General features: G+C 72.8%; 9 protein-coding genes and 1 tRNA gene. 9 read left to right on the top strand and 1 reads right to left on the bottom strand.

Annotated features, from left to right (window positions below):
* Positions 1–164: 164 nt before the first annotated feature.
* From DVA66_RS14200 to pyk, 8 genes are all read left to right on the top strand, one after another.
* Positions 165–932 (top strand): polyphenol oxidase family protein, encoded by a 768-nt coding sequence (locus DVA66_RS14200; protein ID WP_232821959.1) that lies wholly within the window; start codon positions 165–167, stop codon positions 930–932.
* Between the two features lie 125 nt (positions 933–1,057).
* Entirely contained in the window at positions 1,058–1,606 is a 549-nt protein-coding gene (locus DVA66_RS14195) for a cell division protein SepF (RefSeq protein WP_114560676.1), read from the top strand.
* A 43-nt stretch (positions 1,607–1,649) separates the two neighbouring features.
* A complete protein-coding gene (locus DVA66_RS14190; protein WP_232821958.1) occupies positions 1,650–1,946 on the top strand; it encodes a YggT family protein in 297 nt (98 codons plus the stop codon).
* 143 nt (positions 1,947–2,089) lie between these two features.
* The gene (locus tag DVA66_RS14185) at positions 2,090–3,016 is read left to right on the top strand and encodes a DivIVA domain-containing protein (protein ID WP_114560673.1); all 927 of its coding nucleotides are present in this window, start codon (positions 2,090–2,092) and stop codon (positions 3,014–3,016) included.
* 197 nt (positions 3,017–3,213) lie between these two features.
* Positions 3,214–3,672 (top strand): TraR/DksA family transcriptional regulator, encoded by a 459-nt coding sequence (locus tag DVA66_RS14180; RefSeq protein ID WP_114125370.1) that lies wholly within the window; start codon positions 3,214–3,216, stop codon positions 3,670–3,672.
* 89 nt (positions 3,673–3,761) lie between these two features.
* Positions 3,762–4,211 (top strand): signal peptidase II, encoded by a 450-nt coding sequence (lspA, locus tag DVA66_RS14175; protein WP_232821957.1) that lies wholly within the window; start codon positions 3,762–3,764, stop codon positions 4,209–4,211.
* Positions 4,212–4,248: 37 nt separating this feature from the next.
* A complete protein-coding gene (locus tag DVA66_RS14170) occupies positions 4,249–5,169 on the top strand; it encodes an RluA family pseudouridine synthase (RefSeq protein ID WP_114560674.1) in 921 nt (306 codons plus the stop codon).
* A gap of 122 nt (positions 5,170–5,291) precedes the next feature.
* Positions 5,292–6,710, top strand: a complete 1,419-nt coding sequence (gene pyk / locus DVA66_RS14165) for a pyruvate kinase (protein WP_114560671.1) — start codon at positions 5,292–5,294, stop codon at positions 6,708–6,710.
* 125 nt (positions 6,711–6,835) lie between these two features.
* Here pyk and DVA66_RS14160 read toward each other — a convergent pair.
* Positions 6,836–6,909: transfer RNA gene (locus DVA66_RS14160), tRNA-Leu, on the bottom strand.
* Positions 6,910–7,067: 158 nt separating this feature from the next.
* Here DVA66_RS14160 and DVA66_RS14155 point away from each other — a divergent pair.
* Entirely contained in the window at positions 7,068–7,715 is a 648-nt protein-coding gene (locus tag DVA66_RS14155) for an ANTAR domain-containing response regulator (RefSeq protein WP_114560670.1), read from the top strand.
* The last annotated feature ends 77 nt before the right edge of the window (positions 7,716–7,792 follow it).

The raw sequence follows: 7,792 nt of genomic DNA, 5'->3' as shown, positions 1-7,792 counted from the left end.
GTACCGGGCAGGCCGCCGCCGGCCAGCCCGCCCCGAACCGCGCCCAGCCCGCCCCGGGCCAGCAGTCCTCGGGCCAGCCCACCCAGCCGGCCCGGCCGACCCCGCGGCCGTCGTACCCGCCGGCCGGCGAGGACGACCTGGACGTCCCCGACTTCCTCAAGTAGGTGTTCGCCGCCACCGAGGTGCGCGACGGCGTCGGCGTCGCCTTCACCGACCGCTCGGGCGGAGTGACGCGGGGCACCATGGGCAGCCTCAACCTCGGCCGCAGCGACGTCGACCCCGACGGGGTCCGCGAGAACTTCGACCGGGTCCGCTCCGCGCTCGACCTGCACACCGTCGTCGCACTGGGCCAGGTGCACACCCCCGACGTGCTCGAGGTCACACCCGAGCTGGTCGCCGGCTGGGGTGAGCACGGCCACCTGGGCAGCTCGCTGCCCGGCCAGAGCCGGCTGCCGGTCGCCGACGCCATGGTGGCCACCGACGCCATCGGCACCGGGGTGGCGCTCGCGATCCGGGTCGCCGACTGCGTCCCGGTCGTGCTGACCGATCCCGACGCCGGTGTGGTCGGGGCCGCGCACGCCGGGCGGGTCGGCCTGCTGGCCGGTGTGCTGACCAACACCGTGGACGCCATGCGGCGCGCGGGTGCGCGGCGGATCAGCGCCACCATCGGCCCCCACGTCTGCGGTGACTGCTACGAGGTGCCGACCGAGATGCAGGACGCCGCCGCCCGCCAGCACCCGCGGATCCGGGCCACCACCAGCTGGGGCACCCCCTCCCTCGACCTGGGCGCCGCCGCCCGGGACCAGCTGGAGCAGCAGGGGGTGACGGTGCACTCGCTCGGTCGCTGCACCCGCACCGACGACGAGCTGCACAGCCACCGCCGCGACGGCGCGGGAAGCGGTCGGCAGGCTGCCCTGGTCTGGTTCGCCTGACCGCGCCGCGCCGGGCGCGAGATGTGCCGCGTGTCGGCGCGTCCGCCGCGCCGTGCGGGTGTTCCCGGGCACTAGTGTGGGACGCGCACACGGTGCACGACGACGCGCGGGACGGAGGCACGACGATGGCAGGGCGACTCAGAGGGGCAGCCGAGTGGCTGGGGCTGGTCTCGAACGACCGCTACGCCGAGGAGGAGTGGGCCGACGACGAGCTCACCGCCGACGTCCCCGACGCACGGGAGGCCGCCGCCCGCACCGAGAAGACCCCGGAGACCGGGTCGGCGAAGGTGACCGACCTGTCCACCCGGCTGCCGAGCCGCGCCGAGACCGTCCCGGCCGCCACGGCCACCCCGACGGCGACCGCCCCGGCCCCCAACCCTGCTCCCCGCGAGGCTGAGATGACCCGGATCATCACGGTCCACCCCCGCACCTACAACGAGGCGCGCACCATCGGTGAGCACTTCCGCGACGGGGTGCCGGTGATCATGAACCTCACCGAGATGGAGGACGTCGACGCCAAGCGCCTGGTCGACTTCGCGGCTGGTCTGATCTTTGGCCTGCGTGGCACCATCGAACGTGTCACCAGCAAGGTGTTCCTGATCTCTCCCCAGAACGTCAACGTGACGGCGGAGGACAAGGAGCGCATCGTCGGCGGGTTCTACAACCAGAGCTGACGACTGACCCCGGGCCTCGTCCGGGAGAGAGGCCGCACGCGTCGTGTTGTACCTGATCGGAACCGTCATCAGCGTGCTGCTCGGGCTCTACTGGATCATCCTGCTCGCCCGCATGGTGCTCAGCTGGGTGCCGATGTTCAGCCCCCAGTGGTCGCCCAAGGGACCGGTGCTGGTGGTGGCCGAGGGCGTCTACACCGTCACCGACCCGCCGCTGCGCTTCCTGCGCCGGTTCATCCCGCCGCTGCGGGTGGGCCAGGTCGCGGTGGACCTCTCCTTCATGGTGCTGTGGCTGCTCGTGCTCGTCCTCGTGCAGGTCAACGCCGCGCTCTTCCTGCGCTGAGCCGCGCCGCTCCCGACCGCCCGGCACCACGAGCGCCGGCTCGAGCGCAGAGCCTCGACCCCGGCTCCACGGTTGAGGGTGCATGGCTCGGGTGGCTTGGGTATCGTCGGCGGGAGTCGCGCCCGATCGACGAGAGGTGAGAGATGTCCCTGACGCTGGAGGAAGTCCGTAACACCAAGTTCCACATGGCCCGGCGCGCGGGTTATGAGGTGACGGACGTGGACCTCTTCGTCGACCGCGTGGAGGCCTCCTTCGCCCAGCTGGTCGAGGAGAACCAGATGCTCAAGCGTCAGATCGAGACGCTGAAGGCATCGCAGAGCGCTCCCTCCCCGGCCGAGGGCGGCGAGGACACCCTGCGCCAGCCGGCGCCGGCCAAGGAGAAGCAGCCCGAGCCGGCCGCTCCCGCGCCGCAGCCCCCGGCGCCGCAGCCCGCCGCGCAGAAGCCGGAGCAGGTCACCGCGGTGGCCGAGAGCGGCACCGAGAAGATCGTCGTGACCACCGGCGCCGAGGCCAGCCCGGCCGTGGTGCGTCTGGTCCAGCTGGCCACCGAGCAGGCCGAGAGCCTGGTCACCGAGGCGCAGGCCGAGGCCAAGAAGACCGTCGAGGACGCCCGCGACGAGGCGAAGAAGACCGTCGAGGGCGCCAAGCGCGAGGCCCACGAGATCACCACCGACGCCCGCACCAAGGCCGAGCGGGTGGAGTCGGAGGCCCGCGTCAACGCCGAGCGCGTCCGCAACGAGGCCACCGCCAAGGCCGACGACCTCACCCGTCAGGTGGAGGAGCGCCGCACCCAGCTGTTCACCGAGCTGGAGTCCGAGCGCGACACCCTGCGCGCCTCGGTCCGCGAGCTGCGCGACTTCGAGGCCGAGTACCGCGGCACCTTCACCAACCTGCTCCAGGAGCAGCTGCAGCGGGTGCAGAACCTCGACGTGCAGCCCAAGCAGCGCCCGGTGCTGCTCGACGACGAGAGCGAGGGCGAGGGCGAGGGCCCGACCCCGGCCGGCCGTCGTGGGCACGCCCAGGGCACGGCGACCCCCCGGCTGGACGCGCTGATCCGCGACAACGGCTGAGCCTCCGACCGGTCCACCGGTCGCCGAGCACACCTCGCAGGGCCCCACCTAGGTGGGGCCCTGTGTCGTCCCCGCACCCCGACGGCCACGCGGCGCGTGCCGGCACCGGGTGGGTGAGCGGCGGGAGGTGGAAGCCGTCGTGTACTCTCCTCCGCGTCCTCCGGCGCACCGGCGTCCGGGGAGCAGGAGGAGGCACGATGAGCTCGGCCAAGCGTGGCGCCGCGGGGGCGGCGAAGGACCTGTCCTGGCGGACGTCGGTGGACCCGGCCGCACTGCCCTTCCGCGACGGGGAGGAGCCGTGGACCAGCGAGGAGGTCCACGAGCTGATCGAGGAGCTGCTGGCCGACATCGCCAAGCAGGAGGCCGCGGTCGAGCTGGCCGAGCACGAGCTCGCCGACATGCGCGACGGCACCGACGGCGCGGGACGCGACCCGGCCGACGTCGGCGCCAACAACTTCGAGCGCGACCAGGAGATGACCCTCGCCCACAGCGCCCGGGAGATGCTGGAGCAGGGCCTGGTGGCGCTGCGCAGCATCCGCGACGGCCACTACGGCGCCTGCGAGAACTGCGGCCAGCCGATCGGCAAGGGTCGGCTGCAGGTGTTCCCGCGCGCGACCCTGTGCGTGACCTGCAAGCAGCGTGAGGAGCGTCGCTGATCTCCGAGGACACGGTCGCCGCACCCGAACCCGTCCGGGGTCGGATCCGGCCGGCGGCGGCCCGCGCCATCATCCTCGGCGTCCTCGGCGTGGGCTACGGCCTGGACCAGCTCACCAAGCACCTCGCGCTCAGCCACCTGGTCGAGGGCGACCCGGTGCGGCTGCTCGGCGGGCTGCTCACGCTGCGGCTGATCTTCAACTCCGGTGCCGCCTTCGGGATGGGGGAGGGCGTCACCATCGTCTTCACCCTGCTCTCGGCGACCGTGCTGGTCGTGCTGCTGGTGCTGCTGTGGCGGGTCCGGCACCGCGGCTGGGCGCTCGGGTTCGGGCTGCTCGGCGCCGGCGTCTGCGGCAACCTCACCGACCGGCTGGTCCGCCCGCCGGCCCCGCTGCACGGGCACGTGGTCGACTTCCTCGAGCTGCCCTACTTCCCGGCCATCTTCAACGTGGCCGACGTCTGCGTCACCTTCGCCGCGGTGACCATCGCCTGGGTGTCGCTGTTCGGCCAGGCCACCCTGCGCGGCGAGCGGGTCACGTGAGCGCGCCGGCGCCTGAGCCGGGGCGGTGGCCGCGGTGGTGAACCGGGTCCTGCTGGTCCCCGACGGCCTGGACGGGGACCGCGTCGACGCCGCCGCCGCCCGCATGCTCGGGCTCTCCCGCAGCCAGCTGGCCGAGCTGATCGGCGCCGGCCGGGTGCTGCTCGACGGCCGTCCGGTGGCCAAGTCCGACCCGGTGAGCGCCGGGGCGATGCTCGAGGTCGACCTGCCCGAGGAGCGGCACGGGGTCGAGGTGACCCCGACCGTGGTCGAGGGTGTGCGGATCGTCCACGACGACGCCGACCTGGTGGTGGTCGACAAACCCGTCGGGGTGGCGGCCCACCCCACCCAGGGCTGGGACGGCCCGTCGGTGGTGGAGCACCTGGCGGGGGCCGGGTTCCGGATCTCCACCTCCGGTGCACCGGAGCGGCAGGGGATCGTGCAGCGGCTCGACGTCGGCACCTCCGGGCTGATGGTGGTGGCCAAGAGCGAGCACGCCTACACGCTGCTCAAGCGGGCCTTCCGCGACCGGACGGTCGAGAAGGTCTACCACACGCTGGTGCAGGGCCATCCCGACCCGTTCGACGGAACCATCGACGCCCCGATCGGGCGGCACCCCGGCAACGACTGGAAGATGGCGATCGTGGACGGCGGCCGGCACTCGGTCACCCACTACCGCACGCTGGAGGCCTTCGTCGGCACCACCCTGCTCGAGGTGCACCTGGAGACCGGGCGCACCCACCAGATCCGGGTGCACATGCAGGCCATCCGCCACCCCTGCGTGGGCGACCCGGTCTACGGCAGCGACCCGGTGCTCGCCCGCCGCCTCGGACTGGAGCGGCAGTGGCTGCACGCCGTCCGGCTGGGCTTCGTGCACCCCGGCACCGGTGAGCCGGTGACGTACACCTCGCCGTACCCCGACGACCTGCAGGCCGCCCTCGACGTCGTCGCCGCGGGCTGAGCGGGCCAGCGCCGCACTGGTCTGAGACGTCGGTGCCCACTGGTCTGGTCGGGTCCCGCTGGGTGGACCGCGCACCACCTCCGATGTGCTGGCAGGAGCCGGGACGACTAGGGTCGGGGAACGTGCGTAGAGCGAAGATCGTGTGCACGCTCGGGCCGGCTGTCGCCTCCCCGGAGCGGATGAAGGAGCTGGTCGAGGCCGGCATGGACGTCGCCCGGTTCAACATGAGCCACGGCGACCACAGCGAGCACGAGGAGCGGCTGGCCAACCTGCGGGCGGCCGCCGCCGAGGTCGGGCGCACCGTCGGGCTGCTGGCCGACCTGCAGGGCCCGAAGATCCGGCTCGGGCGCTTCGCCCAGGGCAAGGAGAACCTCGCCTACGGCGCCCGCTTCACCATCACCACCGACGACGTCGGGGGCGATGCCGAGCGCTGCTCGACCACCTACAAGGGTCTGCCCGGCGATGTGACGCCGGGCGACACCATCCTCGTCGACGACGGCCGGCTGACGCTGCGTGCTGAGGAGGTCACCGACACCGAGGTGGTCACCACCGTGGTGGTCGGCGGCCCGGTCTCCAACAACAAGGGGATCAACCTGCCCGGCGTGGCGGTCAGCGTGCCGGCGATGAGCGAGAAGGACGTCGACGACCTGCGCTGGGCGCTGCGCAGCGGTTTCGACATGGTGGCGCTGTCGTTCGTGCGCTCCGCCGCCGACGCCGAGGCCGTCCGCCAGATCATGGCCGAGGAGGGACGCACCGTCCCGGTGATCGCCAAGATCGAGAAGCCGCAGGCGGTGGAGAACCTCGACGAGATCATCGACGCCTTCGACGCCTTCATGGTGGCCCGCGGCGACCTGGGCGTGGAGCTCCCGCTGGAGGAGGTGCCGCTGGTCCAGAAGCGGATCGTCGACGCCGCCCGCCGCTGGGCGAAGCCGGTGATCGTGGCCACCCAGATGCTGGAGTCGATGATCTCCGCACCGCGGCCCACCCGGGCCGAGGCCAGCGACGTCGCCAACGCGGTGCTCGACGGGGCCGACGCGGTGATGCTGTCGGGTGAGACCAGCGTCGGGCAGTACCCGATCGTCACCGTGCAGACGATGGCCCGGATCGTCGACAACACCGAGAGCCACGGCCTGGAGAAGATCAGCGCCATCAACTGGGACCCGCACACCACCGGCGGCGTCATCGCCAAGGCCGCGGCCGAGGTGGCGGAGCGGATCGGGGCCAAGTACCTGGTGGCCTGCACCCAGAGCGGGGACTCCGCGCGCCGCCTGTCCCGGCTGCGCTCGCCGATCCCCGTGGTCGCCTTCACCCCCGAGCAGCAGACCCTGCACACGCTGACCCTGTCCTGGGGCGTCGACGCCTACAAGGTCGACACCGTCGGCAACACCGACGAGATGATCCTCATGGTGGAGGCCGAGCTGGAGCGCCTCGGCCTGGCCGTGGAGGGGGAGCGCGTGGTGATCGTGGCCGGCACCCCGATGGGGGCGTCGGGCACCACCAACATGGTCCGCGTCCGCCGGATCGGCGGCCCGCTGAAGTGAACCCCGGGCCGCGCCCCCGGGGCGCGGCCGAGCGGGTCGCAGGAGGGTCCGGCGTCACCGACGCCGGGCCCTCCTGCCGTCTCCGGCGGTGTGAGACTCCTCATGCGCGGGGACCGGCGGTGGAGTGCCCCGAGTGGGACTCGAACCCACACTGAATGGTTTTTGAGACCATCGCCTCTGCCGATTGGGCTATCGGGGCCGGGGCGTCGTCCACCGTAGTGCATGCCGCACGTCCGGGCGCGCGACGGCGCCGCGGATCGTGCCCCGGCGGCACGCAGCACCCTTCCCCGACGCGGTACGGTGGCCCCCGGACCAGCGTCCACCCGAACGACCCACCGAGCGGCAGAGGCAGAGCGAGTGACAGAGGCAGAGGCGACCGAGAGCAGCGCGTCCACCGGCAGCAAGCCCCGGGTCCTGGTGGCCGAGGACGAGGCGCTGATCCGCCTCGACCTCGTCGAGCTGCTGACCGACGAGGGCTACCAGGTGGTGGGCGAGGCCGCCGACGGCGAGGCCGCGGTGCAGATGGCCCAGGAGCTGCGTCCCGACCTGGTGGTGATGGACGTCCAGATGCCCAAGATGGACGGCATCACCGCCGCCCAGGCGATCGCCGAGGAGCGGATCGCCCCGGTGGTCATGCTCACCGCCTTCAGCCAGCGCGAGCTGGTCGAGCGGGCCCGCGAGGCCGGCGCGATGGCCTACGTGGTCAAGCCGTTCGAGGCCTCCGACGTGGTGCCGGCGATCGAGATCGCGATCGGCCGGTTCGCCGAGATCCGCGCCATCGAGGCCGAGGTGGCCGACCTGTCGGACCGGCTCGCCTCTCGCAAGGCGGTCGACCAGGCCAAGGCGCTGCTGCAGACCGGTCTGGGGCTGAGCGAGCCCGAGGCGTTCCGCTGGATCCAGAAGACCGCGATGGACCTGCGCAAGTCGATGCGTGAGGTGGCCGAGGGCGTCATCGAGCACGCCAAGAACAACAAGGCCTCCACCATCAAGCGCCCCACCCGCTGACGACTCCCCGACGCGCCCCGGCCATCCCGGCCGGGGCGCGTCGTCGTCCCCGGGCAGGGGCCCGGGGCCGGGCCGCC

It is taken from the genome of Desertihabitans aurantiacus (genome assembly GCF_003344635.1).
GTDB lineage: Bacteria > Actinomycetota > Actinomycetes > Propionibacteriales > Propionibacteriaceae > Desertihabitans > Desertihabitans aurantiacus.
Note: the sequence above shows the minus strand (reverse complement) of the source record. Positions and strands in the feature narration are given on the sequence as shown.

Coding starts and splice junctions, on each gene's coding strand:
- DVA66_RS14180 (WP_114125370.1), top strand. CDS start 3,214: ATGAGCTCGGCCAAGCGTGGCGCCGCGGGGGCGGCGAAGGACCTGTCC.
- DVA66_RS14185 (WP_114560673.1), top strand. CDS start 2,090: ATGTCCCTGACGCTGGAGGAAGTCCGTAACACCAAGTTCCACATGGCC.
- DVA66_RS14195 (WP_114560676.1), top strand. CDS start 1,058: ATGGCAGGGCGACTCAGAGGGGCAGCCGAGTGGCTGGGGCTGGTCTCG.